Below are 26436 nucleotides of genomic sequence, written 5' to 3'. Positions count from 1 at the left end.
CGGTGTCTCAGCAGTTGCCGTCGCAGGCGCAGCTCTGTGCCGACAGGTCGGGCGCGGCGAGACGGTACGTGGGTTGCGGGTAGGCCGGTTGGAAAGCGGCCTCTCCGTCGCGCCGCTCGACCTCAGCCGCGGCGGCCTTGGTGGCCGCACGCACGGCGGCGTCGACGGCGTCGTCCAGTTGGGCCGGCTTGCACGCGACGCGGGCGTTGATGCGTGCCTCCGCCTCGGCGAGCGGTCTCGCGGCGGGGCCGTCCGCGACAGGTGCGCCGCCGCTGCGGGTCAGGCTGAATCTGGTGAGAACGCCCGGCGCCTGCAGGGTGACCTTCGCGTGCCCGACGGTCCAACCCTCATCGTGGGCGGTCTTGGACACGTGCTCCAACAGCGTCCGTGCCCAGAGGTCACCGTCGAAGTCGCCGGACGCGCGCACGATGACGGTTTGATTCAGCCAGGCGAGCGCGGCCTCGGCCCTGGCGTAGCGGTTGTAGTCGATCTCTACGTTGCGCGGTGCGGGCGTTTCGGCCATCCAGGCCTTCATGAGCTGGTCCACGCCCCTGCCGGACTTCGCCGAGTAGCCGACCACCGTGGCGGAAGGGTATCTGGCGTGCAGTTCGTCCAGGGTGGCCTGGGTCTTCTCCGTGTCGAGGAGGTCGATCTTGTTCAAGGCGATCACGTCGGCCTCTTCGAGCTGCTTCCCGAAGAGGTAGGAGAGATCCGCGTTCCCGTTCTGCGACGAGGACTCGCGCAGTGCCGCGAGCCGATCGGCGTCGACGACGGTCATGAGCGAACCGGCGGTGAGACGGTCGCCGTAGTACCTCCGCAACGGCCTGAGCACGGTCGCCTGCAGGTCGGCGCAGCTGCCCACCGCTTCGGCCAGCAGCGTCTCGACCCCGTGATTGTCGATCAGGTCTTGTGCCACTTTGACGAGGTCGTCGAAGCGGCAGCAGAAGCAGCCGCCCGTGACCTCTCCCGCCTCACCGGCGGATCGCGCCAGTTGTGTGTCGACGAGTTCGGTGCCCTGATCATTCGTGATCACCGCCACCCGCCGGCCGTCTCCTTGTAGGCGCCTCGCGGTCTCGAGGAGCGTGGTGGTCTTACCTGCTCCGAGGAAGCCGCTGAGTGTCATGAATTCAATCATCGCCTGCTCGCCTCACTGACTGGTGCTTTTGTTGCAGCGGTCGATGGTTTCGCCGCACGATAACGACGAAGACGGTGGCTGATCAAGCCGTTCAATTAGGCGCAAATCTAATTAAACGAAGGTCAAAGAAATGTCACTCGATCTGATAGACGGAAACGTGATTGTCGGCGTCTTCGGTGTAAGGCGACCTGTCCCAATCCGCGTGGCGTTCCTTCAGCGCGAAACCGCAGTCACCCGCCAGCCTGTCGAGGTCGGCCGGGAACAGGTAGTGGACCTCGGTGGGGACCAGCTCGACCGTCGCGTCGTGGCGGAATCGGATGGCCTGAAAGTCGATCCGGCAGGCCCCGGCATCGTGCCTGGCGACCTGGAGGATCACCTCGTCGGCGGCCAGCGTTCTGACCAGAACCTCGCCGCGCGGTCCGAAACGCTGTGGGTCAGGGACGAGCACCTCGAGAACGAGAGTGCCGTCCGTGGGCAGCAGTGAGCGCACCAACCGCAGGCAGGCCCGCTGCCGTGCGCGTCCGCGAAGCATGAAGAAGGTGTTGAACACCATGTACGCCATGGTCACGGGCGGCAGATCCGCCGCGGTCAGGTCGGTGACATCGGCGTGCACAGTGTCGATGGGCAAGCCGGCCGCACGCTCTCGTAGCCTGTCCAGCATCCGCGCCGACGACTCTACGCCGACGACGGGCACCCCTCGTTGCGCCAGCGGCACCGCCACGCGCCCTGTCCCGATCCCGATCTCGAGCACCGTGCCGCCGTTGGCGAGCTCGCGCAGCATGTCGATCTGCTCACGCGGCGGCCGCAGCCCGGCGTACATCTCGTCGTAGCCCGCAGCGAAGCGCTCACCGTAGGTGTCGGGCCGATAGTTGTCCACCGGAGACCTCCCACATGATCGTCACGACCGCCCGGACATGATCGCGGCGGTTTCGGCCTGCCTGTCCAGCAGCATCGACAGATCGGCCAGCCTGCCGGGCACGGCCTTGTAGTGAATCCAGGTGCCCTGCCGCCGGCTCTCGATGAGGCCCACTTTGCGCAGGACCTTCAGGTGGTGGGAGATCGTCGGGGCCGCGAGCTTGAAGGCCTTCGTCAGGTCGCATACGCAGGGCTCGCCATAGGCGACGATCATTGACAGCAGTCCAAGCCGTACGGGGTCGCCCAGTGCCTTGAACACCTCGGCCAGGCTGGCAGCCTCCTGGCCGGTCAGCGGTTGGGCCGGTGTAGCGATGCGGCAGATTATTGTGACGTCGGGCTCCAGCACCACATCAGGGTGGCAGGCCGCCTTTAGGCTCACAAGCCACATGCCGCCGGGCCGGCCAAACAAAATTCGAAATCCCTCTATTTATGGTCGTTCACTAATCGTAAATTGCCCGTTAATCACAGCGCCTTTATCGTCGGCGGCACGTCGAGCGGACCGGAGGCGTCCCATGACCCTGGTGATCTTCATTCTTCTCGTCGGCCTGGCGGCCGCGAACGGTGGCAACGATGTCTCGAAAGGGGTGGCGACGCTCGGCGGAGCGGGAGTCGTGAGCTACCGCGTCGCCATCGCGTGGGGGACGGTCGCCACGTTGGCGGGCTCTCTGTGCTCTCTGGCGCTGGCCGACCGGATGACGGCGCTGTTCTCGAAGGGCATCGTCAGCGCGCCCGCGACCGATCAGTTCGCCTTCGCTGTCCTCGTGGGGACGGCGAGTTGGATCGCGCTCGCCACGTTGGCCAAGCTGCCGGTCTCCACCACTCAGGCTCTGGTCGGCGCATTGATCGGTGCCGGGTTGCTGCTGAGCTCGTCAGGATCGAGCGTGCACTTCGAGGTGCTGGGCAGCAAGGTCGTGCTGCCGCTGCTCGCCAGCGTCGTCGTCGCGTACGCGCTGTCGGCGCTGCTCAGGCAGGTCTGGCGCTACGTCGCGAGAGAGGCTAGATGTACCTGCGCCGACAATGACGTTTCAGGCGGCTCGTACGGGTTGGAGACCGCCGCGCCTTCCGCTGAACGCACCCAGACTGACATTCTCACCGAATGCGCGGTCCACCGTAAGCGGGGAACACGCGGGTCCGGCGTGGTGACCGCGGCACACTGGCTGTCCAGTGGAGCCGCGAGTTTCGCCCGTGGGCTGAATGACACCCCCAAAATCGTGGCGATCGGCACGTTCTCCCTGATACCGGCAGGCATGACGATCACGCAGGTGCTCCTGACCGTCGCCCTTGCCATGGCCGCAGGATCGATGGCCGGCGGGCTTCGCGTGGCGCGGCGGCTCGGAGAAGACGTGGTGAAGATGTCACATGGGGAGGGGCTGACGGCTAACGTCACCACGGCGGTGCTGGTCGGCTTCGGAGCCGGAGCGGGCATGCCGATGTCGACGACGCAAGTCTCGACGGGCGCGATCGCCGGGGTCGCCGGCCGTGAGGTCGGGCGGCTGAACCGCCGCTCCTTGCGCGACTTCCTGCTCGCCTGGACGGCGACACCACTGATCGCCGCAGGCATCGCCGCCATCGCTTACCTGATGGTGCGATGAATCCAGGACCCAGAGGCGGGGGTGCCATCAGGCGCCCTCGCCACTGAGGCTCATCGCCCTGTGGCCGGCCGGCAGCCGGCCGAGGCGGCGGTCCAGAGCCGCGATGCCCACCGCCAGTTCCTCCACCGCGATCGACAGGGCAGGGCGGAGCCGCACCGATCGGGGGCCGCATGGCAACACGAGAACGTTCTCTTCCTCGCGAAGCGACAGCACCAACTCGTCCCTCCGACCGTCGTCCGGCAGGTCGAAGGCACACATCAACCCCCTGCCGCGCACGTTCGACACCAGGGCGGGATGGCGATCACACAGCGCGTGAAGCTGTCCGAGCAGCCAGGAGCCGACCGACGCGGCGCGTGCGATCAGCTCGTCACGCTCGATGATCTCCAGTAACCGGCGGGAGCGGACCATGTCGGCCAGCCCACCGCCCCAGGTCGAGTTGATCCGTCCGCCGACCGTGAAGACGTTGTCCGGCACCTCGTCCACGCGCCGCCCCGCCATGATTCCGCCGAGCTGCGCCTTCTTGCCGAAGGCCACCACGTCGGGCTCCAGTCCGAGCTGCTGGTACGCCCAGGGTGAGCCGGTCATTCCGACCCCGGTCTGCACTTCGTCGAGGACGAGAAGCGCGTCCCTGTCGCGGCAGAGCCGCTGCATGGCCAGCAGGAATTCCGGCCTCATGTGGTTGTCGCCGCCTTCTCCCTGGATCGGCTCGGCTATGAAGCAGGCGATGTCGTGCCCGTGCGTGGCGAAGGCCGCCTCCGCCTGATCGAGGGCGCGGCGCTCGGCCGCCACGATCGTGTCCAGGTGCTCCGCGATGGGGAACGTCACGGCGGGAGTGGCGACGCGAGGCCAGTCGAAAAGAGGGAAGCGCTCGGTCATCGCCGGGTTCGTGTTGGTCAGTGAGAGGGCGTATCCGCTGCGCCCGTGGAACGCCCTGGTCAGATGGAGCACTTTCGTGCCCAGGGTGGCCGGACGGCCCTGCGACTCGTTGTGCCGGCTTTTCCAGTCGAAGGCGCACTTGAGCGCATTTTCGACGGCGAGAGCGCCTCCTTCCACGAAGAACAGGTGCGGCAGTGCCGGATCTCCGAGCACCCGCGCGAACGTGTCCACGAAATCCGCGAAGTGCGCCGTATAGATGTCGGAATTACTGGGCTTGTTGACCGCGGCTTCGGCGAGCAGCGCCATGAACGCGTCGTCCGCCACGATGCCGGGCGGGTTGATGCCGAGCGGCGCGGAGGCGAAGAACGTGTAGAGGTCGAGGTACCGGTCTCCGGTCGCCGCGTCGACCAGCCACGAACCTCGGCTGCGGCCCAGGTCCAGCGTTATGGGGAAGCCGTCTGTCAATATATGGCGGGCGAGCCTACGTTGCACGACATTGTCATTCAAGGCTGCTCCTTTCCGCGCTTGACGTGCCGACATTAACGCCATCGACGCGCCCGCGGGACAAAAGTCGAACAAGCACCTGCGGGTAAAGTATCGACCCTCCTGATTAATGGCGAAGGGCATTCCCATGGCACCCTTCTACAAAGTCTTCGACCTGCCCCCGGTCGCCCCCTCCATCCTGGCCGAGTTCGGAACCCTCCCGTTGGATCCGTACACGGGCGGGCGTCAGCGCAGCAGACGGTTCTCCCAATACCGCATCCGGTTCAACGCCCAAGCGGGCAGCTGGGGGCTGGGGTTGCTGCCGCATCGGCCGTTCCTCCAGCCGCCCACCGTCAACACCCTGGTCGGCGGTCTGCCACGAGAGCTGGAGCCCCTGAGAATCGATCCCTCGCCGCAGATCGATGCGGCGGCCGGTCACATCGGGCTGGACGAAGGACATGACTGGCACATCAATGTCCACCAGTGCCGAGTCAAGGTCGGGGCCGGCGTCGCCGGCGTGTCGGTGCCCGAAGGACCGCACCGCGACGGCCACGACTATGCGATGCTCGCCGTCTTCGCGCGGCACAACATCTCGGGGGGCGAGAACCAGCTGATGCCGCTCGGCGGCGGCGAACCGTTCTTCCGCGTGACACTGCAGCCGAACCAGGCGCTGGCCTTCGACGATACGGCCATGTGGCACACGGCGACCGACCTGGACTCGCTGGATGGCGGCCTCGGGCATCGCGACCTGTGGATCGTGGTATTCAACCGGTGGGACCGAAGGAAGTACGGAGAGGAGTTCGAGGCGCGGGCCGTCGCAGGAAGAGCCGGCTCATGACGCATCCGCAGACCCGTGCCGTTCGAGCTTGGGCGCCTCCTCCACCGGCGTCACGTCCTCTGGCCGTGCCTCTCTACCAGACCTCGACCTTCGCCTTCGACGATCCTGACGCGTGCGCGGAAGGACTGCATCACCCGGACCGCGGCTACACCTACAGCAGGCACGCCAACCCCACCACCAGAGCCTTCGAGACCATCATGGCGGACCTCGAAGGCGGCGCGGCGGCGCTCGCGGCCGGCTCCGGGATGGGCGCGATCAACGCGGTCCTGCTGGCCCTCCTGAGCCCCGGCGACCATCTCATCGCGCAGCGGCGGGTATACGGAGGGACCGGAAGCGTGTTCACGCGCCTGGCTGAGCGCTTCGGCATCGCCGTCACGCGCGTCTCCGGTGCTGATCCCGGGGAGCTGACCGCCGCGGTCAGGCCGGAGACGAAGCTCGTCTATCTGGAGACGATCGCCAACCCGACGACCGAGGTCGCCGACCTGCCGGGGTTGCTGGCGGCGGGCCGGGCGGCCGGACTGACCTGCGTGGTGGACAACACCTTCGCCACGCCGATCCTGTGCCGCCCGATCGAGCATGGCGCGGACGTGGTCGTACACTCCGCGACCAAATACCTCGGTGGACACGACGACGTGGTCGCCGGAGTGGCCGTCTTCGGCAGCCAGGAGTTGTACCGGCAGGTGTGGCGATTCGCGGTGGACCTGGGCACGGTCGTGGATCCGTTCGCGTCGTGGCTGGTGCTGCGTGGACTGAAGACGCTCGCCCTGCGGATGGAACGGCACTGTGAGAACGCCGGTCGTCTGGCGCGCATGCTGGACGAGCATCCCGGCGTAACGCGCGTACGCTGGCCAGGGTTACCCGGGCATCCGAGCCACGACCTGGCACGGCGGATCCTCGGCGGGTACGGCGGGATCCTGTCGTTCGACCTGGCGGGAGGTCTGCCCGCAGCTCGCCACTTCCTCACGCGGCTACGCTGCGCGGAACTGGCCACGTCCCTGGGCGGCCCGCGGACCCTGGTCCTGCACCCGGCGACGACGTCACACCGGGAGCTCGACGTCGCGGGGCTGCGCGCGGCCGGCATCAGTCAGGGCACCGTCCGAGTGTCCGCGGGTTTGGAGCACCACGAAGACCTGCTGGCGGACTTCACTCAGGCTCTGAAGGCATAGCCGCGTCATCGGTGGCCTCCGCCACGAGAGAGTCGCCCAGCGGGGTGCGCCGGTAGAGGACCCGATAGCCCGCACGGGACCGGTCGAGGAGCCCGGCCTGGTAGAGGATCGCCAAGTGATCGCCCACGGCGCCGACGGAAAGGCTCAGCCCGGCGGCGAGCTGGCTGGTGGTGGTCGGCTCACGCAATTCGTACAGCAGCCGGGCGCGAGTCTTCCCCATGAGCCTGGCCAGCGCGGATGCCCGGTCGTCGACCGCGGAGTCGAAGGCGGACCGGTGCCCGGCCGGGTAGACCAGCGTGCAGGGCCACGGATCGTCGGCGTAGATGGCGAAACCCGGCCAGACGAAGGCACTCGGCACAAGAAGCAGGCCGCGCGACGGCGTGAGCCGCTGGTCGGGCGCGCATCGGGCCAGCTCGATGCCTCCCGCCTGCCAGCGGATCCGCGGGTGCAGCTCACTCAGCGTCTTCGCCCAGCCGACTCGTCCGAGCATCGCGCCGTGCGCGGTGACGTCCCGCTCATAGGCGGACCGGATCCGAGGCCAGTCCGGAGCGAGGAGGCGACTCCACGCGAGGTCGAGCGCGTCGGCGATCAGGTCGACGATCTCCACACTGCCGAGCATGCCGCGGATTCCGGAATCCGTGACAGGACGAGCCTCCGAACAGCGCTTGATCTCCTCGCGTGCCAGCGTCAGCGGCGTGGCACGGACGGTCGCCAGGTCGTCGGCGAAGGTTTGGGCCATGCTGTGCGGCGGCGGAGTGATGAAGCCGGCGTTGTACGCGCCGCCCTGCAAAGCGAGCAGCACGCCAAAGCGTGCATCACGCCGCACTTCGTCGTACACGGGGGCCAGCCGCCGTACCCAGGCCCGGGTGGGATACCCGCGGGACATGCCGCTGAGCACCCGGAGCACCCCCATCAGCTCGAACAGCGGCGACACGGCGAAGCGGCTCGTGGCCAGGTCCTCCGACGACAGCTCTATCCGCATCGCGTCCGTGCTCCTCGGCTCCGGTGCCCAGTGTGCTCCGCGATCGAGTCAGCCGCCAGCCATGGCGCCGACGATGAGGAAGGGCTCGGCTCCGGCGCAGATCATGCTGGGCAACGGGCTGTCGGGCGGGTCGAAGGAGACGTCCTCGCCGCAGGCGAAGAATTTGACGAGTCCTCTGCGCCTTCCGGTGACCTGGTCGCGAATCGTGCCGCGGAGCATGGGGTAGCCGGCTTCCAGTGCGTCCAGCAGCAGCCGCTGCGTGGCTGCCGCCTCGCCGTCGAAGTGCAGCGTCACCTCGCCGTTGACGCACGCCAGCCGCCGTAGATGTGTGGGAAGCACGACGCGGATCATGGCAGCGTCTGCGCTTCCACGGAGAGCACGGCGGGAAGGTGGCCGGCGATCGCCTCCCAGGAGTCGCCCTCGTCGGCCGAGGCGAACAACTGCCCTCCCGTTGTGCCGAAGTAGACGCCGCACGGGTCCAGCGAGTCGACGGTCATCGCCCCGCGCAGCACGTTGACGTAGCAGGGGTCCTCTGGGAGTCCCTTGTTCAGCGGCTCCCATTCGCCGCCTCCGGTGCGGCTGCGGTAAACACGCAGTTCGCCGTCCGGGGGATAGTGCTCGGACTCGCTCTTGATCGGCACGACGTACACGGTGTCGGGCTCGTGCGCATGGACCACGATGGGGAACCCGAAGGCCGCGGGCAGGTCGCCGCTGATGTCCCGCCAGGATTCGCCCCCGTCGTCGCTGCGGTTGACGTCCCAATGCTTCTGCATGAACAGCACATCGGGGCGCGCGGGATGTATCGCGATTCGGTGCACGCAGTGGCCGACTTCCGCCCGTGGGTCGGGCAGGTCACGCGAATACAGGCCTTGGTTCTTCGGTATGAAGGTGGCGCCGCCATCGTCGGATCGGAAGAGGCCGGCGGCGGAGACGGCGGCGAAGATCCGTTCGGGGCGGGTCGGGTCCAGGGTGACGGTGTGCAGGCACAGGCCGCCGCCACCCGGCTCCCATGTCGGTGCCGACTCGTGCTCGCGCAGCGCCGTCAGCTCCGTCCACGTCCGGCCTCCATCCGAGGTACGGAACAGGGCGGCGTCCTCGACCCCCGCGTATACCGTGTCGGGGTCGGTCAGCGAGGGCTGGAGCTGCCATACTCGGGCAAACTCCCAAGGATGGGGCGTCGCGTCACCCCAATGCCAGCGATGGGTGCCGGGCGCGCTCTGGTAGGCGAAGTTGTTGCCGACCGGCTCCCATGTCTCACCGCCGTCGTCCGAGCGCTGGATCACCTGGCCGAACCATTGCGTGGATTGCGCGGCGTAGAGCCGTCGCGGGTCGGCGGGAGAACCTTTGACATGGTAGATCTCCCACCCGGGGAAGTGCGGGCCGGTGATGTCCCACTGACGGCGCATGGCGTCAGAGGTCAGCACGAAGGCGCCCTTACGTGTGCCTACCAGAAGGCGTATCCGGCTCATCGGGTTCCTCCTGCTGGTGCCGGCGCCTCCGCGTCCAAGGCCAGAGAGAGCATCTGGTCGCCCACGCGTGTACGGAGAACCACCTGTATGCCGCCGTCTTCGCTCCGTGTGACCTGCACGGTCCGCTCAGCCGTCCAGCCGGCGAAGCGAAACTCGCCGGCGCCCCGATGCACAAGCCCATAGACGGGCTCGCCGTCGAGGTACAGGGCCAGCCCACCGGCGTGCCAGTCGACACTGGCCGGCACGCCAGGCTGGTCCTTGAGAAACGCCCCTTCGGGTTCCTCCCAGGAGCGGAAGGACTCCGGCAGGGTGAAGCGGCAGCGCAGTGCGTCCAGCTCACCGGGGGCCGGTTGAGCCGCTTCGGGCTCGAACAGGGTGTTCTCGTGCACCGCGGCGGTGTGGAAGACGGGCGGGAAGAGCGACAGAAGCGCAGGGGTGAGCAGCGAGTCGATGACAAGGTGCACGCGGACGGCGCCACCGGTGTTCTGCACCATGTGGCCCCGGGTGAAGTCGGCGTACCAGGCGGTGCCGGGTTGCCAGCAGTTGACCTCGTCCGCGATCGTCAGCGTCGCTTCGGGCATGGTCACGATGGGCACGTGCAGCCGGGTCGATCCCCACGGCAGTCCGACCTTGGTGTCGCTGTGTAACGGTGTCCGCGCTCCGGGACCCAGCGCCATCAGGCGCACCGACGTGAGCTGCGCCGGGATCGCCTTGAGCACCTCGGCCAGATAGGGCAGGCGGGTCAGCCAGGGCGTGTCGGCGAAGTCCGCCAGGTCCGGCCCTCCCGCATCCCCTCGATCGCCATCGCCACCGATGCTGCGCAGCGGAATGGTCTTCCAGTCGAGCTTCGTGGCGTAGTCGCCCACCCCGTCGCCCGACACGATGCGGATCTCCTTCCAGCTCGTGGCCTTGACCTGCTCCAAGTCTTCGAGCAGGCGCGCGACGTCGAAGGAAAGGTCAAGCTGGGCGGTCGGCGGCAGCGTCGCCAGGATAGGCGCCTGTGGCCAGGGATCGACGGCTGACATGTGCTTACCTCCGTACTGGCGCGTCAGCGTGGGCGGGCCGTCACGAACATGTGGTTCAGGCCGCGTAGCGTGCCTGTCGGACGTTGCACCGGCGGCTCGGCGAGGGTGATGCGGTACCGCTCGGAGAGCTGCGTGAGCACCGGCATGTGCAGGGATTGGGCGAGGTGCGCGCCGATGCACGCGTGCACGCCTTTGCCGAAGCCCAGGTGCGGGTTGGACTCCCGGGTGAAGTCGAGGTCGTCCGGCGTGCTGAAGACGGCCGGATCACGGTTGGCCGCAGCGGGCACGAGAAGAACCTCTGTGCCCCGCAGGATCTCCTTGCCGCCGATCGTCACGGTCTCCGCGCAGCCGCGCGTGTCGACCTGCACGGCGCCGGAATGGCGGATGAGCTCGCTGTAGACCTGGTTGGTCACCTTGAGTGGCTCTTCGCCGTTGAGCAGGTTGCGTTCGACGAGCGTGCGGGAGATGCAGCTCAGGGTGCTGCTCGACGAGAGGAAGCCGGCGACGAACATCTGGCGCAGCGCATTGAGCACGTATCCCGTCAGCGGACCTGTCTTGCCGAAGTCGACGTGCGCGAGCAGTCCGGTGGGAGGCGGGTTGATCGCGTACGGCGCCAGCACACTTGTGCAGTACCTGCGCGCGTCGACACCAGGCTCCAGCAGGCTCAGGTTCAGCCCGAAGTCCATGCTCAGGACCAGGCGGCGCTGTGCCTCGTGGAACTTCTCCTCCTCGCCGAAGTTCGGGATGCCGAAGAACAGGCACATGCTCCTGAGAGCGAGGGGCTCGTTGAACTGCTTGACGAAGTCGAAGCGCTCCAGGTCCAGGGTGCCGAGGAGTTCCTCGGCGACCGTCGAGCACTCCTTCACCCACATCGGGATGTCGATGTTCCGCATGGCCTCGATGAGGGTGTGCCGGACCTCTGTGTGCTCGGGAGCGTCCAGCGTCTGCAAACCGAGGATGTCCTCAGGAGCCTCTTCGCCGATCTTCCTGTAGTCGTTGATGAACGTCTGCGGGTCACCGAGTATGCGGACGCAGTCGGCGTATCTGGTGACGATCCAGGCGTTGAGCTGCTCATGCCAGTGGACCGGATCCTCGCGCTGCAGATGCCGGTACACCGAGTACGGATCGGCGAGCATGCTCGGCGAGATGGGTGAGAAGACTTCCATGTTGTACTCCCCAAGATCTCAGACGACGAAGACCGGACCGCAGCCGCCGTTCTTGACACGGCGGCTCGGGCGTCCGAACGGCGGGCTCTTGCGGACGATGGCCGCGGGCACGGTGTCGCTGACCGCGAAGTAGCCGTAGTCCACATATGTGGGCTCGCTCGCCAGCGAGCCGTCCTTCACGATGGAGGCCATGGTCGGGTGGGACTTCGCGATCCGTTGCACCAGCCACGCCTCGCCGGAGGCGACGGCCTCGTCCAGGGCCGTCAACCACCGTGCGGACTCGCTTTCACAGCCGATCGTCACGCCGCGGCCGCCGTAGCCGGCACCCGGCTTGAGCACCAGTGACTCGCGGTTGTCCGCACACCACTTCAGCAGATCCACGGTGCTGCCGTCGACGTCGACCTGAACGTCCTCCACGACCCGCGTCCACGGCACGAACGTCGCCAGTACGTCCCGCAGAGCCGGCGGAAGGTTACCCGCGTCCAGTTCCTCCGAGATGGTGGCGAGGATGGTCTTGTTGAGGGCGATCGCGTCGTCGAGGTCGTCCACGATCACCACGCGTCCCGCACGCCCGGCGGCCAGGATCGGGGCCAGCATGGGGTAGTTGCCGACGGGGTCGGGCTCTTCACCGGCGACCCGGTACAGCAACGAGCAGCGCTTGCCGGCGTACGCCACTCCGCTGTCACTGACGTCGAGATCCTCGACGGCAGCGGCCTCCGCGCGCAGGCCGTGCCGGCGCAGCTCCTGCGACAGGCCGTGGCAGTCGTCGCACGCACCGCCTAGATCCGCTCTGAACTCGATGACCAGGATGCGAGCCTCGGAAGGTGACTCACCTGCCGCCACCAGCCGTTCCCGCAGGTAAGCGGCGAGTGCGCCGACGACCTCCGTGCGACGCGCTCCCCGTTGCCGCAGGAAGTCACCGATGAAAGGTGCTTCCTCGAAGAGCCGTCCCAGGATGTCGGCGTCGGGCATGTAGCCGCACGACGAGCCGGCGTTGGGCTCCACCATGGTGACGGCGTCGTCGTGGATGACGACGTCGGGCCGCGCGATGGTCATCCAACGGGGCCTGCGCGTCGCATCGACGTAGCGGAACGTCGGTTCCTCAAGGCGCAGCGCCTCCGCGAGCCGGTCCCAGGATCCCCGCAGGCGGGCCTCGAAGATCAGGTCGAGTGCCTGCTGGAAGGCCCGATGGCAGCGGGCGAAGCGGTCGGCCACCTCACGCGGAACCAGCGCGGGCGGCACCGGCATGCGGTCGCCGACACAGCAGCTGAGGCGGCTGTCGCGCAGTCCGGACAGCGCGACGCCGGCGTCGTCGAAGTACGCCGCCAGCTCGGTGGCGTGCTCCTGCGCATACGCCTGCATTTCAAAATTAAGCGCGTGGATTCGCTGCTCTAAGGTCTGCACCGGCTCTCCTCAGGGGGATCAAGTGCGTATGCCGCCCCCTGTTCCAACCGTGACGTGCACTCGGCCGGACAGGGGGCAGCCGCTCTTTTGCCACGTCATTCTCTGGCGTATCTAATTTCAGTGACGGTAACGCATGGTCCACCTCCTTGACGGACAGCGTAGCTGGCGGGCGCGTTTCCATTCCCACGGAAGTCGAACAGCAGAATCATGCATCGCCATTCCGATTTTCCGGGGAATGGTTCAGCAGCGGACGCAGCAACGGCCGGCGCCTGCCTTTACGGCCTGCTGGTGGCGTTCTGCCCACAGCTCGTCCACCGCCGGGTCAGGGTGTTTCCAGTCGTAGTAGAAGCCGTGATCGACCAGTTCGACGCCGTCGAGCCACCGGGAGCCCAGGAGCGGCGAGCCCTTGTAGAGCAGCAGCCGGGTCTGACGAGCGGTCGGATCGACGGCGATGCCGGTCTCGTCAAGGAAAACGTCCAGTGCTTGGATCTCGTCCAGGCCGACCCACGGAGTGAAGGTGATGAACGAGGGACGCAACTCGATGCCGGCGGCGTTCGCCACGCGAATGGCCTGCTTGATGCCCTGCACGTCGATGCCCTTGTCCAGGATCTGCAGGAGCTTGTCCGACGGGAACTCCAGGGCTGAGGTCACCACCCGCAAGCCCAGCTCGGTCATCCGGTTGAGCTCGGACTCGAATTCGAGAATGTGATCGAAACGCGTGGTGAGCTCGAACGTCACCGGCCCGAGTCGCTTGGCCACCGCCTCCATGACGGTCAGCGCGTGGCGGCGTGTGTTGAAGAACTCGGCGTCCACGAAGACGAAGTGCCTGGCTCCCTGGGCGGCGAGCTGCGTCGCGTCCGCGAGGATGACGTCCGAATCGATCGGGATGGCGGCGACGCCGTAAGAGGCGTAGACGGCACAGTAACTACAGCGGTGATGGCAGCCGCGGGTCGCTTCTATGTTGCCCAGAAGCCCGAACTTCGTGCTGTGCGCCGGATACTGGGCGATCGGTGGGAACAGGTCGCGAGCCGGCACCTGCCAATATTGCGTGGCGTGCCGCTTGGGCCTGACGCGGTGACCGCTGGTCACGACGCCGGCGAGCTGATCCACCGTGACCTCGCCACGGGCATAGGCGACCAGATCGGCGGCCATGCCCTCAGGCTCGTCCACGATCACGCCGTCCGCGGCCCGCGCGAGAGTGGTCACGTTGAGCCAGGCGTACTGACCGAAGACAAGCACGCGCCGTGCTCCCTCGGCCTTGAAGCGAGCGGCCAGCTGCGAGCCCGACTCGATGCCCTCGAAGGAGGGGATCGAGACCAGCACCAGATCGAAGTCTCCGCCGGGAAAATCGAGTGGGAATCCACCCGCGTCCCATCCGGTAACTTCAGCGCCTGCGCCGCGCAGCGAGCCGGCCGCACTCGCGGCCAGAATCGGCTGTAACTCGGCTTCAAAAGCAGAAACGACTGCCACCGACGGACCGCTCATCGAAAGTCTGCCTCCCTTGGGATGGGCTCGCGCCTTTCGTGAACCGACGCGCCATTCTTACATGAATGGCGCAGGTAGGCGCATGTTCGTGTTCCCAGGGAATGGAAAGGGCGATGAATGAATTACCTGCGGCGCGCTGTCAGGATTTTCCCGGCGTCGCCAGGCCGGTAGATATGACCTTGGCATCCGGGACGAAGTCCGGCGTCTGCAGCAACGCTCGCTTCGGCAGCAGTGGGCCCGCCATCGCCGTGGTGATCAGCGCCATGAGGACCATGAGGGTGAACATGGTGCCGTCCAGGACGCCCAGGCTGACGCCCACGTTGAGGATGATCAACTCGGTCAGGCCACGCGTGTTCACGAGAATTCCCAACGTTGTGGACTCCCGCCAGCCCATGCCGGCGATCAGAGCCGGTCCTGTGGCGCCCAGCATCTTTCCCACGCAGGCGACGAGGACGATGGCCGCCAGTTCGAGATAACCGATGCCGGTCAGCGCGCCGATGTCGACACCGAGCCCGGTGACGATGAAGAAAACGGGCATGAGGATGAGGCTGACATGAGAGAGGGGCACCTTCAGCCCCTGCCGGAGCACCTCGGCGGGCTCGCGCGGCATGGCGACACCGAAGGCGAAGGCACCGAAGATCGGGTGGATGCCGATGAGCGTGGTGGCGTAGGACGAGATGAGCACGCCCGCACAGAGCACGACGACGAGGAACGGTGAGACGTGTTCCCTGGCCCACCGGCCGATCACGGCCTTCAGCAGCGGGCGCACCGCCAGGGCCATGACCAGGACATAGACGGCGGAGAGCGACACCGTCTGGAGGAAGTCCGCCAAGTCTCCCGACGTGGCCAGCGCCGCCACGAGGGCCAGCAGACACCAGGCCAGCACGTCGTCGATGGCGGCGCTGGCCAGTGCGAGCGCCCCGACTCTGGTGAACATGAGCCGGTTGTCGGCCAGGATCCTGGCCAGGACGGGGAACGCGGTGATCGACATCGCCGCACCCAGGAACAGCACGAACGCAGCGAGCGGCACCCGCTCCCCGTTGACCAGAGCGTGCCGGTCGTACAGGAAGAGACCCAAGCCCGCGCCCAATCCGAAGGACAGAGCGATCGAGGAAAGAGAGACCGCAGCGGCTGTCTTCTTCTGCCGGCTGACCAGCTTCCGCTCGAACTCCCATCCGACGCCGAACATGAAAAGCAGCAGTCCCACCTGGGCGATCATCTTCAGGTGCGGTCGGGCCTCGTCAGGGAAGATCGCCTGGGTGGGATTGCCCGGCAGGAGGCCGAGCAGGCTCGGTCCGAGCGCGATGCCCGCGAGGATCTCGCCGATGACGACCGGCTGGCGGAACCGGGTGACCAGCCGTCCCAGCACGGCTCCGACGATGAGGATCAGCGCGACATCCACGATCACCATGGCACCGATGAGTTCATTGTGGTCGTGCATGCCAACCCCTCAGCAGACGGCTGCGTACTACTTGGTCTCCATGGGACGAGGGGTTCGGATGAGGCTCGGGTCGTCCATCTCGGTCTGGACCCTCGTCGCAGGCTGCGCGTTGCCTGTACCTGAGCAGGAGCACGAGGTCGGGAGTCCGGGCTCCGGCTTGAGCGGCACCGCCAGGGCCCGCCAGACGAGGAAGACCCCCAGCACGGCGGCGACCCCGCCGCTCAGTGCTATCACCGCTGAGACGGGTACCGCCAGTGCCAGCGCGCCGGACACCGCGGGGCCGATTCCCTGCACGGTCATCAAGCCCGTGCTGCGCAGGCCGAACGCCAGGCCGCGTTTGTCCTCGGGGATCGAGTCCACGAATCGGAGCTCGAGGCCGAGGTCGTAGGCCAGACCGATGCCGCTGAGCAGCAGGAACGCACCGAGGATCACCACTGGCAGGTTGAAGATGAGCGCGATCAGCGGCAGTCCCGCGACGAGGGGCAACCACAAGGTGAGCTGATCACGCAACCTCGCGTCGGTGACTCTGCCGAACAGCAGGTTGCTCGCCATCATGCCGACCGCCAGGCAGGCGAGCAGCATACCTGCGACCGAAGCGGAATAGCCGTTCTGTGCGGTGTACGGCACGATCAACGCTTCGGCTCCCGTCACCAGGCCGGGCGGGATCCACTTGGCGAGCAACAGCGTCAGGACGGACGGGGTGCCGAGCAGCTGGAAATTCTGCCGCCAGCTCTCGGCAAACGTGGAAAGCCGGCGCTGCGGCACCAGACCGGTGTCCGGCATGGGAGCGGAGGGCAAGTCCGGGAGCCCGAAGCGGATCATCAGAACGCTGCCGATGTGGAATGCGGCACTGATCACGATGGTGGTCTCCGCACCGAACGCCGCGATGCTGAAACCTGCCAGCGCGTTGCCGACGAGCTGGGCGGCGAGCGGCGCGCTGCACCACAGCGCGCGGCCCTTGACGTAGTCGTCGCCGCTGAGCACCTCGGCCACCAGGCGGCTCGACGCCCCCTGATAGAGCGGAGTCACCAGAGCCACCATCGCAACGAGGATCAGACTCACCGCCACCGGCGGATGTCCGAGGCCGATGATGACGCCGACGCTCGCATCTATGGCGAATAGCGTCGTGAGCAGAGGCCGGGGGCGCAGCCGGTCCGCCAGCGTGCCGAGGAGGCTGGAGCCGAGCATCTGCGGAACGAACGAAATGCTGTACGCGACGGCCGACAGAAGAGGCGATCCAGTGACGGCAAAGACTGAGACCGCCAGAGCGAGCGCTCGAACCGAGTCGCCGGTGACGGCGAGCGATCTGGTCAAGAAGAGCACACGGAACGCGGGTTGTGCGAGCACACGCCGGTACGTGGAAGCTTGCGGCTGATTACTGATCTCCGTCATGTCGTCAGTATCCGGCGGCCGAAATCAATCGCAAGAGTTTCGTGCACCGCCGTAAGTCACGCTCCTTGGGCGGGCGATCACGTGTTCGTTCGTATGTGCGCAGGCCGGCAGGAGCCGGGGCAGGCTAGAATCGACCCCACCATGATCTCTTGGCGCTTCCATCTCCCTCGACCTGGGAATGTCTAAGCCTGGCCGGTGTTCAGGGCGGAAGATCGGCAACAATTTGAGTCTTCCGAATGTTCCAGCTGGCATGCGAAGTCCTGCCATTTACTGGCCATCTGGCGAGCGATTGTCGCGACGGACTGACGACAGTGCTCCGGCACATTGTCGAGGAACGACTCCCAATCCTTGGTGTCGAAGGCATGCAGATGCAGCCAGCGAAGGAAAAGACGGCCGGCTTCCGTGTACTTCAGCGATGGATCCTTCGTCAGACGCGCGATCATCGACTCCACGCAGAGGGCGTCCTTCGCCAGCGAGGCCTGTGAGGCCGGCTTCTCGGAAGCTGCCAAAGGGAGCGCGCGGCCGTTCGCTTCGCGCTTCTGCGGAACAGGATCGTCACCGCGCAGCATTCTCTGCCGTACATCGTGAACCGTCGCCAAGGAGACGCCGGAGGCCTCCGCGACCTTGCGCAACGGCGTCGCCGGCGCAGCCTTGAGGATCTCCGAAGCGCGTCGGCGGCCGTCGGCGGCGTTCATCGGCCGCCGACGGCCGTCCAAGCCCAGCCTCTCGTTCGACTGCGGCAAGTCCGCGCTCGAACGGATCGCCCGAACGGTCCGGTCGGACAGTCCTGTCCGCGCGGCAATGGCCCGGTCGGACCAGTGGGGATGAGATTGGATGATACGCGCCGCAGCCGAGCGCCGGTCGGCATGCGTCAGCGGCATGCCGTGCCTGACGTTGCGTTCTACGGAAATGACGAACGCGTTGTCCTCGCTGCCGTCATAGAAGTGCGCGGCGATGGAGTCCTTGCCGTTCAATTGGGCGGCGCGTACACGATGCGCACCGTCGATCACCCGCATCGTCTTGCGCTGCACGAGGATCGGCGGCAGTTCCGCGTCGGTCTCCGCCAGCCGCTGCACATGCTCCCGGTCCTGACCGTACAACCGCGGGGAGGAACCGAGCACGAGCTGGTCAAGCGGCACCACGGTCGCTGGATATTGCTCCCACGGAAGGTGATCGGTAGAGATGGCTTCTGGCACGAGTTGCTGCGCAGTCCGACAGGACTGGTGGTTCGGCTCCTGCATGCACGCCCCCGCATGGACTCTCACTTTGAAAGACCAAACCCCGGATAGCGAGGTTAGTTTGTCATCCATGTAATCAATTGAGTAGCTCCGGAACCCGCTGTTCGGATGGCCGTTCTAACGTTCCATCGTGCTGAAGCGCCTAGTCACAGCCAATGGTCAGCAAGGCTTTCGCACAAGATATCGAATCGATAACGGATGTCCGCCATTCCAACGCCGGCGACGTGGCGTGCACGGTCCTGAACGCCAGGACAACACCTGACGGCTTCATCGTGGCTTCACATCGGCGTCATCCCTGCTCAGCAAGCCGACGCAGCCCTGCCGGCCCAAGCGCGCCGACGAGTCACGCTGACACCTCCGCAGCACGCGCGCGGTCTCCTCGTGTGCCAGGGTCGAAAGCCTTTGCGGTCCTGCCGCCGGCCTGCGACTAGCTCCATGAGCGCTGGGCAATGGTCGTCGCCGGATCGACGGAGGCCGCCGGCGCCGGGCACGACGTCACGATGGGTATCCCGGTTGGGGGCTGGACGTCAACGAGCCGGCGCAGCACCGGCTCTGGGGCCACGTTCGGATCGTCGAGGCCGCGAACGAACCGTCTCTTGATTGGACAGTGAAGTCAAGCATTGAGTTTCCGATGATCAACGACTATCGTCGATTGTCGATTGAAGGACCTTTGGGCAGAGCAATAGGCGAGCTGGTTCAAGGCTCTCGCCGACGCCACGTCAGTGCGGGCCGTGGCCGAACGCCAGGTGCGGAGTGGGCGAGGCGCCGGCGAAGCGGTGGATGTCGAAGTTCATGGAGGCCCTGCGCACTCCACCGGGAGGACCCGGGCCGGCGTGGTCGAGAAGCATCCGCATCCCGGACGCCCTGCTTCGAGTCGTTGGTGTGCCGCTGTGGGCAGCTCTTCTGGCTGCGGGGCCACCCGCCGTTCGGTGCCTTCGGCGATCGGACAGAGCCATTGCACCCCTAGTCGGAGCCCCAACCTGGTGCCTGGCGCACCGCTGTCGGCGATGGCTCCCATTCGCGATCCGGCCGAGGTGGTCGATCTCACGGCTCGGATACAGCGGCGAAGCGCCGTCTGCGGTCTGATCCGTGAGTAGCGCAGAGCTGCTTGACGACGTGCGAAACCGCAGGCCAGCGCAACGAGCGAGTTTTGGCACCGGACAGGTTGCTGTTAAGTTGACGGCTCAGCGGAACCAGCATCGGGTCATGGTGCTTGCCCTGGGAGGAAATGATGATCCGGGTTCTGATCGCCGAGGACATGCGCATCCTGCGTGACACTCTGGTCGCCTTATTGGAGCTGGAGGACGACTTCGAAATAGTCGCCGAACTCGCCTCCGGCCCGGAGATCTTGCCCGCCGCGCTCCACCACCAGCCGGACGTGGCCGTGCTCGACATCGACCTGCCCGGCACCGACGGGCTCACCGCCGCCGCCGAACTGCACCGGCGACTGCCCCAGTGCCGCGTCCTCATCCTGACCGGCCTCGGTATACCGGGAACCCTGCGCCGCGCGCTCGCCGCGCACGTCTCCGGGTTCATCGTGAAGGACGCGCCGTCGCAGGAGTTGATCGACGCGGTCCGGCGGGTGGCCGCCGGCGAGCGGGTGATCGACGCGAAATTGGCACTGGCCGCGCTGGAGACGGCCGACAACCCGCTCTCCCCGCGCGAGGCCGAGGTCCTCAAGCGCCACGCCGCCGGCGCCTCGGCAGCCGAGATCGCCAGGGACATGTCGTTGTCGCACGGGACGGTGCGGAACTATCTGGCGGCGGCGGTCACCAAGCTGGGCGCGCGCAACAGAGTGGATGCCGCCCGCATCGCCGGCGAGGCCGGCTGGCTGTAGACGAGGAACGGCGCTGCAGCCGGCACGTCCACCTCCTACTTGGCTCCGTCGTATTCATCGGGGAGGCGCATGGCTGGGCCGCCGACTTGCAGGCCGAGTGGGGTCGCGCGCCCCTTCGGCTCCTCCCACGCCTCCTGACGGCCGAGCGCGGTGAGGTCGAGGTACGGGTAGCCATGATGGAAGTCCTCAATGCCACGACCGAATGTGGAGTAGGTGTGGTAAACCTCGCCGTCACTCTGAAGGAAGGCACTGATGCCCGGCCAGTCACCGCGCATGCTCGTGTCCCACGGCGTTCCGGCCTCGGCCAGCTCGGCCTCGGAGCGATAGAAGACCTGCACCGGCGCCACCCGGTCGTCCACGGTCGCGTGGAAGTCGTAGTTGAAGTCGCTGCCGGCCGAGGAGTACCAGGGAAATGTCCATCCCATCCGCTCACGGAACGCGGCGATCTTCTCGTAGGGCGCCAGGCTCACCGCGACCAAGGTGGTGTTGCGGACGTGCAACTGCCGGGGATTGCCGATGCCGTCGGCCGCGGACGAGCAACTGGAGCAGGCGACGTCACTGGGGTGCTCGTTACCGGCGGGGTCGCTGTCGTTGATCCACATGAAGTGATGCATCACCAGCTGCGGTCGTCCCTCGAACAGGTCGAGCAGGCTCACCTTTCCGTTCGGGCCCTCGAAGGTGAAGGGTTTGTCCACGCGGACCATCGGCAGCCGGCGGCGGTCGGCATTCAGCCGATCACGCGCGCGAGTGAGCTCCTTCTCCTTGGCCAGTAGCTGCTTGCGGGCCGCGAGCCACTCCGCACGCGATACCACTTCAGGCAGGTTTGCTTCTGCCATCCTTACCTCCTCGGACTGCTTCCTCACGGCCGGTCCTCCGAATCTAGCCGGGTAGCGCTCGCCCCAGCGGTTGATCCGGGCATTGAGCCGGCGCTTCGCCGCCGGCGGCGAGTATGGCAAGATCACCGCATGCATGATGAGGTGAATCGCCCGCTTCCCGTCGACCTGCTGGGAAGCATCGACGCACCTTCTGCAATGGTGACGGGGTTCGCCGCGGAGCAGTGGTCGCGCCCGACCTCCTGCGTCCTCGCTTCGCTCGACGGCGAATTCGTCGCTTTCGATCGCGCCTCCTTCTTCGCCGGCAACCCAGCGGTGGTCGATCGCCGGCCGCGCGAGCCTGGCGCCATGGCGGCGCTGACGCCCGATGGCACGACGCTTGTCGTGGCGGCTGCCGACTCGATCCGGGCGTTCTCCGGCGACCGGCTCCTTTGGGAGCACCGCCATGGGCGATGGTCGGTGCAAGGCTTTCGAGCACCCGGCCAGATCGCCCCGCGTGCCGTACGACCGGCGGTCAGCCCTGATGGGACCCGGGTGTCCGTCCTGGTCGCCGGAGCGGAAACGGATCCGAACGGCACCAGGAGGGTCTGGTCGACCTGGCTGCTGCTGGACACGGTCACCGGCGGCGTCCTCGCTGAGCACCGGCTTGGATTCCCGACGCTTGAGGTCACTCAACGTTGGCATGCCGACAGCCGCCACCTCACGATCTCACGGTGGGTGGACTGGGAGAGCTGGCGCACGATGTACGTCGACATGACCGAGCAGCCACTGCGAACGCGCTGGATCCTCGGCATGCGCGAGGTCACCGACCTGCTCAGTCCAAGCCGCATCCTGTCACTACGCCGGGCTGAGTACATCGCAGCAGCCGATGATCGCGCCGAGGTGACCCTTCATGAGATCACCGGTTCGCAGGAGCGTGAGGTCGCACGACTTGACGTCCTGCGATTGGGCGGCGGGTTCAACGAGGAACCGCACGATGTGCGCGGGCTCGGCAGCGACCACGTGTTGTTCAGTCCCGGTGCCAGTCACCTGCTGCTTGACGCTGAGGGTTTGCGGCCGCTCGGCCGCCTCGACTACCCGGACGGAAGGGCAGGACCGTCCATCGCCCCTCTGCCCGACGGCACCTGGCTGACCACTGACACCAGCGGGGAAGGAATACCGCGCCTGCGGCACTGGGCTTTGGCCTGACAGGGTGGCCGGCAGATCAGCCCTGGGCCTTCTCCTCGCGCTTTCTCATGTCGGATCGGCGCCACGTACGTCCCCTTCCAGGGGCAGACTGGAAAAGAAGCGCCAGGGGGCATGATGCGCCGTTTGTTGGTATGGATCTGCACGCTTTGTACGGCTCTGCCACTTTATGGAGCGTTCATATCGCCGTCGTCAGCAGCCGCCGACGACCCGATCTACACACTCCCGCAGACCGCCGTGCTGGCGGAGGTCGGCACAGACGGCCGGGTCGAGGTCACCGAGAAGCACACCTTCACGTGGCAGAAGCAGGGGCACGGAGCCTACCTCGACATCCCGATGGATTCCGGGGTCCGTGTCGACAACATCGCGCTCAGCGAGGAGGGCCGCGCCTATCGCCGTGGCCGGGTGGCCGCGGTAGGCGTCGACCAACCAGCCGGTACGTTCGGCACCGCCTGCTGTGAGGCCGGCCAGCAGCGCGTGACCTGGTACTTCTCCGCCGGCGCCGGTTCGACCCGCCACTTCACCATCCGCTACACCCTGCATGGGGCGGTCACCGCCTACAGCGACCAGGCGTTCGTGAAGCTGCCGGTGTGGGGCGGCAACTGGTCGCAGACTCTCGACCTGCTCCTGGTCGAGATCAGGCTGCCGCGCGGCGGCGATGGAGACCAGGGCGTTCTCGAAAGCGCGAAAGAGCCCGCGCTCGCCATCGACGCATCCGCTCGTATGGCCACCATGGCCGCGCGCCACCTCACCCCCGGCCGCACCCACACCGCCGAACTGGCCTTTCCACGCGGCCTGCTCGATCGGACGCCCGGCTCGGCCACGGTGAGATCCGGCAGCGGTGCCACCCACCTGAGTGAGCTGCGTGCGATGCCGACACGAGCACCACAGGCCGCGGACCAGCCCATCCAGATCTCCCCCTTCCGATGGGGAGGGCTCATCCTCCTCGCCCTCGTCATCCTGGGGGGAATCGTTTCGCTGTTCGTCATGGGCTATCGCGATCGTCGTGCCGACCGCCGTGCCTCCCACTCCTCGGGTGCCGGCGTCCCGCACGCGACCTCGTACGGCGGATCTTCAAGCGGCACATCGTCAGGCGGCACATCGTCAGGCGGCAGCCCCGGCAGCAGCGGAGGAGGTGGAGGCGGCGCCTGGTGAATGCCTCACGTCGCCTCGAGGTGGTCCCTCAAGGCGGCGAAGGGGCCGTCCCAGTCGCGGGCCAGTGCGGCGAGGAACTGCTGGGCGACCTGCATCGGCGCGGAGCGCAGCCGGTAGCGTACGCGGCGCCGCTCGCCTGGTTCGGCCGTGACCAGGCCGGCCTCGGACAGCAGGGCCAGATGTTTGGCGATCGCCTGCCGCGTGATGGGCAGCCGATCGGCCAAGTCCGTGGCGGTGGCCGGACCTCGGGCGGTGAGCGCGGCCAGGATGGCGCGCCGGCTCGGGTCGGCCAGGGCGATGAAGACAAGCTCGGCGATCGCCTCCATCCGGCCGGCATCCGGCGGCGTCCGGTCTGGGTCAGGAGGCATCGAGGTAGTCGCTCAGTTCGCCCAGTTCACTGGCCCAGCCTTGGGTGTGAGAGTCGTACGCCTTGCGGTGAACCTCCTCCGGCAACTGGGCGAATCCGGTCTCGACCACCGTCAGCCTCGTGCCCGCACCGTCCGGTACGAGGGTGAACTCGACATAGGTACGGCGCGAATCGTCCTTGGGCAGCCCGAAGATCTGCCAGGTGAAGGCGAACACCGTCGGCTCCTCCACACGTTCCACCCGCAGGTCGACCGCGTATCCGTCGCTCCACCTCAGGTGGGCGGCCCCGCCGGGGCGCAGGTCGATCTCCGCCTCGTGGCCGAACCAGGCGGCCAGGCCGTCGGCCGTGGTGAGCGCCGCCCACACGCGGTCCGGCGGTTGCGCGACCTCCATCGTCCGCTCGATGCGGTCGGGAAAACCCATGGCGACCTCCCTGAGTGGCACCCCAGCCGGCTGCCACCGTATGGCAACCGGCTGATTGCGTCAACAAAGGTGCTCGGCGGGTTGGTTCGACGCCGCCGTGGCGCCCACGGCCGTGCGGTGCTCGCCGCGCGGGCGCAGTCCGCGCCAGACGAAGATCACGCTTGCGAGCGTCACCGCGACGTTCACGCTCAGCGCGAGATGGATGCCGGTCAGCTCGACGCTCTGCGTCGCGGCGACCGCGCTCAGGACGGGAATGCCGACGGTGATGGCCACCTGCTGGGTCATCGAGGTCAGGCTCGTGGCAAGGCCCTGCTCCTCGTCCGGCAGCCCCGAGGTCCCGGTCACCGTATAGGCGACGATGCAGGTCACATGCCCGAAGAAGCCGATGAACAGCGCGGGGATCAAAATCGCGAGTGCCATGAGGTCGGCGCTCAGGAACACCAGCGGGAGGGTCGCCAGTCCTTGCACGGACAGCCCTGCGGCCAGGACCTTGCGGCCGCCGAAGCGCCCGATGAGGCGCCCGGCGAGCACGCCTGCGGCCACCGCCGTCAAGCCCGGCACACCGAAGATCAGGCCGGTGGTCAGGGGGGACAGCTTCAGGACGTTGTGCAGGTAGAGGGTCGTCAGGAAGATCATGGCAGGCTCCATGGTGAAGACCACGAACCCCGCGATGTTGCCCCATTTGACCGTGGGCCGCCTGAGGATGCGTACCGAGGCGAGCGGAGCGGGCGAGCGCAGCTCGATCATCCAGAAGGCGATCAGCAGGAGCACGCCGACGACCGCGGCGGGAAGGCTCTTCTCGATGACCGCGTAGATCACTGTCAGCAGGCCGCCGGTCACGGTCGCGGCTCCCGGCCAGTCCAGCTTCGACCGCCCCGGCAGCCTGCTCTCGTCGATCAGGACCGGAGTGATGAGCAGGATGACCGCGGCGACCGGGACGTTGATGAAGAACGCGGCCCGCCAGCTCAGCAGGCCGACGAGGGTGCCGCCGACCAGCGCGCCGACGGTGAAGCCGCCCGACAGCAGCGCGCCGTTGAGCCCGAGTGCGCGGGAGCGCAGGGGGCCTTCGGGGAACAGGGTGGTGAGCAGCGACATCGCGGCCGGGATGGTCATCGCGGTGGCCAGGCCCTGCAGCACGCGTGCCGTGAGCAGCGTCTCGGGGCTGGTCGCGAAACCGCCGAGCAATGAAGCCCCGGCAAGCAGGGCCATCGCCGACATGAACAGCCTGCGGCGGCCGAACAGATCCGCCATCCGGCCGAACAGGATCGTGAAGCCGGCGGCGGGCAGCGCGTACGCGGACGTGAGCCAAGGCAGTCCACTCCGCTCAAGCCCGACGCCCGCGCCGACCTCCGGTAACGCGACGTTCAGGATCGAGAAGTCGACCGACAGCATGAACCCCGCGCCGAGTAACACGAAGAGGATCAACCGCTGCCGGCCGTCGAAGCGAGCCGGCGCGGGGGTGTCGATGGTGGTGCCCATGACGGCCTCCCATTGAGTAGCAACCTGTAAGTTGCTACTTTATGGCAACCCTCCGGTTGCTTCAAGGGCGATGGGCACTCACCTGCGAAACGGGATGCGGGCCTCAGCTCACCTGCCAGCGGCAGATCTTCTTGGTGCGGACGTCCGCCCCGAGGCGCTGGTAGAAGCGCAGCGCTCCCTCGTTGGCCTCGGCGACCTCCCAGCGGATCGTGCGTCCGCCGGAGGCGGCCGCGATGGCGCGCATGAGCCGCTCGCCGACTCCGGAGCTTCGCTCGTCGGCGCGGACGTAGAGGTCGTCCAGCGCGAGATAGTCGTGGCCGCTCCACAGGCTGACCCGCTCGACCCAGGAGACGTAGCCGATCGTCTCGTCGCCTCGCTCGGCGATCAGGTAGCCGATGTCGGTGCGGCCGAGCAGTTCCTTCAGCCGCTCCGGGGTCAGCGCCACGTCCGTCTCATGGCCCTGGTGCGCTGCGAGTTCACGCATCAGGGTGTGCAGGGCGAAGGCGTCGTTGGGCGTCGCGGGGCGGATCGTCACCGTCATGGTGGACTCC

The 26436-nt window shown here is 67.1% G+C and carries 26 protein-coding genes; 6 read left to right on the top strand and 20 right to left on the bottom strand.

Features of this window, described 5'->3' with window-relative positions:
- Window positions 1-7: 7 nt before the first annotated feature.
- The 3 genes from ACWD0F_RS00235 to ACWD0F_RS00225 form a co-directional block, all read right to left on the bottom strand.
- The gene (locus ACWD0F_RS00235) at window positions 8-1123 is read right to left on the bottom strand and encodes a GTP-binding protein (RefSeq protein WP_449871208.1); all 1116 of its coding nucleotides are present in this window, start codon (window positions 1121-1123) and stop codon (window positions 8-10) included.
- A 145-nt stretch (window positions 1124-1268) separates the two neighbouring features.
- Entirely contained in the window at window positions 1269-2012 is a 744-nt protein-coding gene (locus ACWD0F_RS00230; RefSeq protein ID WP_449871206.1) for a class I SAM-dependent methyltransferase, read from the bottom strand.
- A 21-nt stretch (window positions 2013-2033) separates the two neighbouring features.
- Window positions 2034-2396, bottom strand: a complete 363-nt coding sequence (locus tag ACWD0F_RS00225; protein WP_449871204.1) for an ArsR/SmtB family transcription factor — start codon at window positions 2394-2396, stop codon at window positions 2034-2036.
- Between the two features lie 166 nt (window positions 2397-2562).
- Between ACWD0F_RS00225 and ACWD0F_RS00220 the strand changes: the two genes are divergently transcribed.
- Window positions 2563-3642 (top strand): anion permease, encoded by a 1080-nt coding sequence (locus tag ACWD0F_RS00220; protein ID WP_449871202.1) that lies wholly within the window; start codon window positions 2563-2565, stop codon window positions 3640-3642.
- A gap of 27 nt (window positions 3643-3669) precedes the next feature.
- On the opposite strand, the gene lat is transcribed toward ACWD0F_RS00220, so the two are convergent.
- Entirely contained in the window at window positions 3670-5145 is a 1476-nt protein-coding gene (gene lat, locus ACWD0F_RS00215) for an L-lysine 6-transaminase (RefSeq protein WP_449871201.1), read from the bottom strand.
- Here lat and ACWD0F_RS00210 point away from each other — a divergent pair.
- Entirely contained in the window at window positions 5132-5839 is a 708-nt protein-coding gene (locus ACWD0F_RS00210) for a 2OG-Fe dioxygenase family protein (RefSeq protein ID WP_449871199.1), read from the top strand. The two genes, lat and ACWD0F_RS00210, sit on opposite strands and share 14 nt — an antisense overlap.
- 65 nt (window positions 5840-5904) lie before the next feature.
- Window positions 5905-7005 (top strand): trans-sulfuration enzyme family protein, encoded by a 1101-nt coding sequence (locus tag ACWD0F_RS00205; RefSeq protein WP_449871197.1) that lies wholly within the window; start codon window positions 5905-5907, stop codon window positions 7003-7005.
- Here the strand turns inward: ACWD0F_RS00205 and ACWD0F_RS00200 are convergent.
- The 11 genes from ACWD0F_RS00200 to ACWD0F_RS00150 form a co-directional block, all read right to left on the bottom strand.
- On the bottom strand, window positions 6983-7987 hold the full coding sequence (locus ACWD0F_RS00200) for a DUF5937 family protein (RefSeq protein WP_449871196.1): 1005 nt from the start codon (window positions 7985-7987) through the stop codon (window positions 6983-6985). The two genes, ACWD0F_RS00205 and ACWD0F_RS00200, sit on opposite strands and share 23 nt — an antisense overlap.
- A gap of 48 nt (window positions 7988-8035) precedes the next feature.
- Complete coding sequence (locus ACWD0F_RS00195) at window positions 8036-8326, bottom strand: MoaD/ThiS family protein (RefSeq protein ID WP_449871194.1); 291 nt, start codon at window positions 8324-8326, stop codon at window positions 8036-8038.
- Window positions 8327-8334: 8 nt separating this feature from the next.
- Window positions 8335-9456, bottom strand: a complete 1122-nt coding sequence (locus ACWD0F_RS00190; RefSeq protein ID WP_449871192.1) for a WD40/YVTN/BNR-like repeat-containing protein — start codon at window positions 9454-9456, stop codon at window positions 8335-8337.
- The gene (locus ACWD0F_RS00185) at window positions 9453-10481 is read right to left on the bottom strand and encodes an aspartyl/asparaginyl beta-hydroxylase domain-containing protein (protein WP_449871191.1); all 1029 of its coding nucleotides are present in this window, start codon (window positions 10479-10481) and stop codon (window positions 9453-9455) included. Before ACWD0F_RS00185 ends, ACWD0F_RS00190 begins: the two co-directional genes overlap by 4 nt.
- 23 nt (window positions 10482-10504) lie before the next feature.
- Window positions 10505-11647 carry a cytochrome P450 gene (locus ACWD0F_RS00180; RefSeq protein ID WP_449871189.1) on the bottom strand — a complete coding sequence of 381 codons (1143 nt, stop codon included), beginning with the start codon at window positions 11645-11647 and terminating at the stop codon, window positions 10505-10507.
- An 18-nt stretch (window positions 11648-11665) separates the two neighbouring features.
- Window positions 11666-13009: a hypothetical protein gene (locus ACWD0F_RS00175; protein WP_449871187.1), complete on the bottom strand. Its 1344-nt coding sequence runs from the start codon at window positions 13007-13009 to the stop codon at window positions 11666-11668.
- A 282-nt stretch (window positions 13010-13291) separates the two neighbouring features.
- Entirely contained in the window at window positions 13292-14536 is a 1245-nt protein-coding gene (locus ACWD0F_RS00170) for a radical SAM protein (RefSeq protein WP_449871185.1), read from the bottom strand.
- Between the two features lie 139 nt (window positions 14537-14675).
- Window positions 14676-15977: a cation:proton antiporter domain-containing protein gene (locus ACWD0F_RS00165; RefSeq protein WP_449871184.1), complete on the bottom strand. Its 1302-nt coding sequence runs from the start codon at window positions 15975-15977 to the stop codon at window positions 14676-14678.
- Between the two features lie 27 nt (window positions 15978-16004).
- Window positions 16005-17369 carry an MFS transporter gene (locus ACWD0F_RS00160; protein WP_449871182.1) on the bottom strand — a complete coding sequence of 455 codons (1365 nt, stop codon included), beginning with the start codon at window positions 17367-17369 and terminating at the stop codon, window positions 16005-16007.
- A gap of 182 nt (window positions 17370-17551) precedes the next feature.
- Entirely contained in the window at window positions 17552-18610 is a 1059-nt protein-coding gene (locus ACWD0F_RS00155) for a ParB/RepB/Spo0J family partition protein (RefSeq protein WP_449871181.1), read from the bottom strand.
- A gap of 716 nt (window positions 18611-19326) precedes the next feature.
- Entirely contained in the window at window positions 19327-19461 is a 135-nt protein-coding gene (locus ACWD0F_RS00150; RefSeq protein WP_449871179.1) for a hypothetical protein, read from the bottom strand.
- A gap of 377 nt (window positions 19462-19838) precedes the next feature.
- On the opposite strand from ACWD0F_RS00150, the gene ACWD0F_RS00145 reads away from it, so the two are divergent.
- Window positions 19839-20444 (top strand): response regulator transcription factor, encoded by a 606-nt coding sequence (locus tag ACWD0F_RS00145; protein ID WP_449872366.1) that lies wholly within the window; start codon window positions 19839-19841, stop codon window positions 20442-20444.
- Window positions 20445-20479: 35 nt separating this feature from the next.
- On the opposite strand, the gene ACWD0F_RS00140 is transcribed toward ACWD0F_RS00145, so the two are convergent.
- Window positions 20480-21415 (bottom strand): DUF899 domain-containing protein, encoded by a 936-nt coding sequence (locus tag ACWD0F_RS00140; RefSeq protein WP_449871178.1) that lies wholly within the window; start codon window positions 21413-21415, stop codon window positions 20480-20482.
- Here ACWD0F_RS00140 and ACWD0F_RS00135 point away from each other — a divergent pair.
- Together ACWD0F_RS00135 and ACWD0F_RS00130 are read left to right on the top strand one after the other, a co-directional pair.
- A complete protein-coding gene (locus tag ACWD0F_RS00135) occupies window positions 21410-22465 on the top strand; it encodes a hypothetical protein (RefSeq protein WP_449871176.1) in 1056 nt (351 codons plus the stop codon). The genes ACWD0F_RS00140 and ACWD0F_RS00135 overlap by 6 nt on opposite strands.
- Before the next feature lie 234 nt (window positions 22466-22699).
- Window positions 22700-23617 (top strand): DUF2207 domain-containing protein, encoded by a 918-nt coding sequence (locus tag ACWD0F_RS00130; protein WP_449871175.1) that lies wholly within the window; start codon window positions 22700-22702, stop codon window positions 23615-23617.
- A gap of 5 nt (window positions 23618-23622) precedes the next feature.
- On the opposite strand, the gene ACWD0F_RS00125 is transcribed toward ACWD0F_RS00130, so the two are convergent.
- The 4 genes from ACWD0F_RS00125 to ACWD0F_RS00110 form a co-directional block, all read right to left on the bottom strand.
- The gene (locus tag ACWD0F_RS00125) at window positions 23623-23985 is read right to left on the bottom strand and encodes an ArsR/SmtB family transcription factor (protein WP_449871173.1); all 363 of its coding nucleotides are present in this window, start codon (window positions 23983-23985) and stop codon (window positions 23623-23625) included.
- The gene (locus ACWD0F_RS00120) at window positions 23975-24406 is read right to left on the bottom strand and encodes an SRPBCC domain-containing protein (RefSeq protein WP_449871171.1); all 432 of its coding nucleotides are present in this window, start codon (window positions 24404-24406) and stop codon (window positions 23975-23977) included. The genes ACWD0F_RS00125 and ACWD0F_RS00120 overlap by 11 nt, the downstream gene beginning before the upstream one ends.
- Before the next feature lie 60 nt (window positions 24407-24466).
- Window positions 24467-25885, bottom strand: coding sequence for an MFS transporter (locus tag ACWD0F_RS00115; protein ID WP_449871169.1), 1419 nt, complete (start codon window positions 25883-25885; stop codon window positions 24467-24469).
- A gap of 103 nt (window positions 25886-25988) precedes the next feature.
- Window positions 25989-26426, bottom strand: a complete 438-nt coding sequence (locus tag ACWD0F_RS00110) for an N-acetyltransferase family protein (RefSeq protein WP_449871168.1) — start codon at window positions 26424-26426, stop codon at window positions 25989-25991.
- Window positions 26427-26436: the final 10 nt, after the last annotated feature.

This window comes from Nonomuraea sp. NPDC002799 (assembly GCF_053592075.1).
The sequence above is the reverse complement of the archived record's forward strand: the minus strand, read 5'-3'. Positions and strand labels throughout refer to the sequence as shown.

Coding starts and splice junctions, on each gene's coding strand:
- ACWD0F_RS00235 (WP_449871208.1), bottom strand. CDS start 1,123: ATGACACTCAGCGGCTTCCTCGGAGCAGGTAAGACCACCACGCTCCTC.
- ACWD0F_RS00220 (WP_449871202.1), top strand. CDS start 2,563: ATGACCCTGGTGATCTTCATTCTTCTCGTCGGCCTGGCGGCCGCGAAC.
- ACWD0F_RS00210 (WP_449871199.1), top strand. CDS start 5,132: ATGGCGAAGGGCATTCCCATGGCACCCTTCTACAAAGTCTTCGACCTG.
- lat (WP_449871201.1), bottom strand. CDS start 5,145: ATGCCCTTCGCCATTAATCAGGAGGGTCGATACTTTACCCGCAGGTGC.
- ACWD0F_RS00200 (WP_449871196.1), bottom strand. CDS start 7,987: ATGCGGATAGAGCTGTCGTCGGAGGACCTGGCCACGAGCCGCTTCGCC.
- ACWD0F_RS00190 (WP_449871192.1), bottom strand. CDS start 9,456: ATGAGCCGGATACGCCTTCTGGTAGGCACACGTAAGGGCGCCTTCGTG.
- ACWD0F_RS00185 (WP_449871191.1), bottom strand. CDS start 10,481: ATGTCAGCCGTCGATCCCTGGCCACAGGCGCCTATCCTGGCGACGCTG.
- ACWD0F_RS00180 (WP_449871189.1), bottom strand. CDS start 11,647: ATGGAAGTCTTCTCACCCATCTCGCCGAGCATGCTCGCCGATCCGTAC.
- ACWD0F_RS00175 (WP_449871187.1), bottom strand. CDS start 13,009: ATGCAGGCGTATGCGCAGGAGCACGCCACCGAGCTGGCGGCGTACTTC.
- ACWD0F_RS00170 (WP_449871185.1), bottom strand. CDS start 14,536: ATGAGCGGTCCGTCGGTGGCAGTCGTTTCTGCTTTTGAAGCCGAGTTA.
- ACWD0F_RS00165 (WP_449871184.1), bottom strand. CDS start 15,977: ATGCACGACCACAATGAACTCATCGGTGCCATGGTGATCGTGGATGTC.
- ACWD0F_RS00160 (WP_449871182.1), bottom strand. CDS start 17,369: ATGACGGAGATCAGTAATCAGCCGCAAGCTTCCACGTACCGGCGTGTG.
- ACWD0F_RS00155 (WP_449871181.1), bottom strand. CDS start 18,610: ATGCAGGAGCCGAACCACCAGTCCTGTCGGACTGCGCAGCAACTCGTG.
- ACWD0F_RS00150 (WP_449871179.1), bottom strand. CDS start 19,461: ATGCGGATGCTTCTCGACCACGCCGGCCCGGGTCCTCCCGGTGGAGTG.
- ACWD0F_RS00145 (WP_449872366.1), top strand. CDS start 19,839: ATGATCCGGGTTCTGATCGCCGAGGACATGCGCATCCTGCGTGACACT.
- ACWD0F_RS00135 (WP_449871176.1), top strand. CDS start 21,410: ATGCATGATGAGGTGAATCGCCCGCTTCCCGTCGACCTGCTGGGAAGC.
- ACWD0F_RS00140 (WP_449871178.1), bottom strand. CDS start 21,415: ATGCATGCGGTGATCTTGCCATACTCGCCGCCGGCGGCGAAGCGCCGG.
- ACWD0F_RS00125 (WP_449871173.1), bottom strand. CDS start 23,985: ATGCCTCCTGACCCAGACCGGACGCCGCCGGATGCCGGCCGGATGGAG.
- ACWD0F_RS00120 (WP_449871171.1), bottom strand. CDS start 24,406: ATGGGTTTTCCCGACCGCATCGAGCGGACGATGGAGGTCGCGCAACCG.
- ACWD0F_RS00115 (WP_449871169.1), bottom strand. CDS start 25,885: ATGGGCACCACCATCGACACCCCCGCGCCGGCTCGCTTCGACGGCCGG.
- ACWD0F_RS00110 (WP_449871168.1), bottom strand. CDS start 26,426: ATGACGGTGACGATCCGCCCCGCGACGCCCAACGACGCCTTCGCCCTG.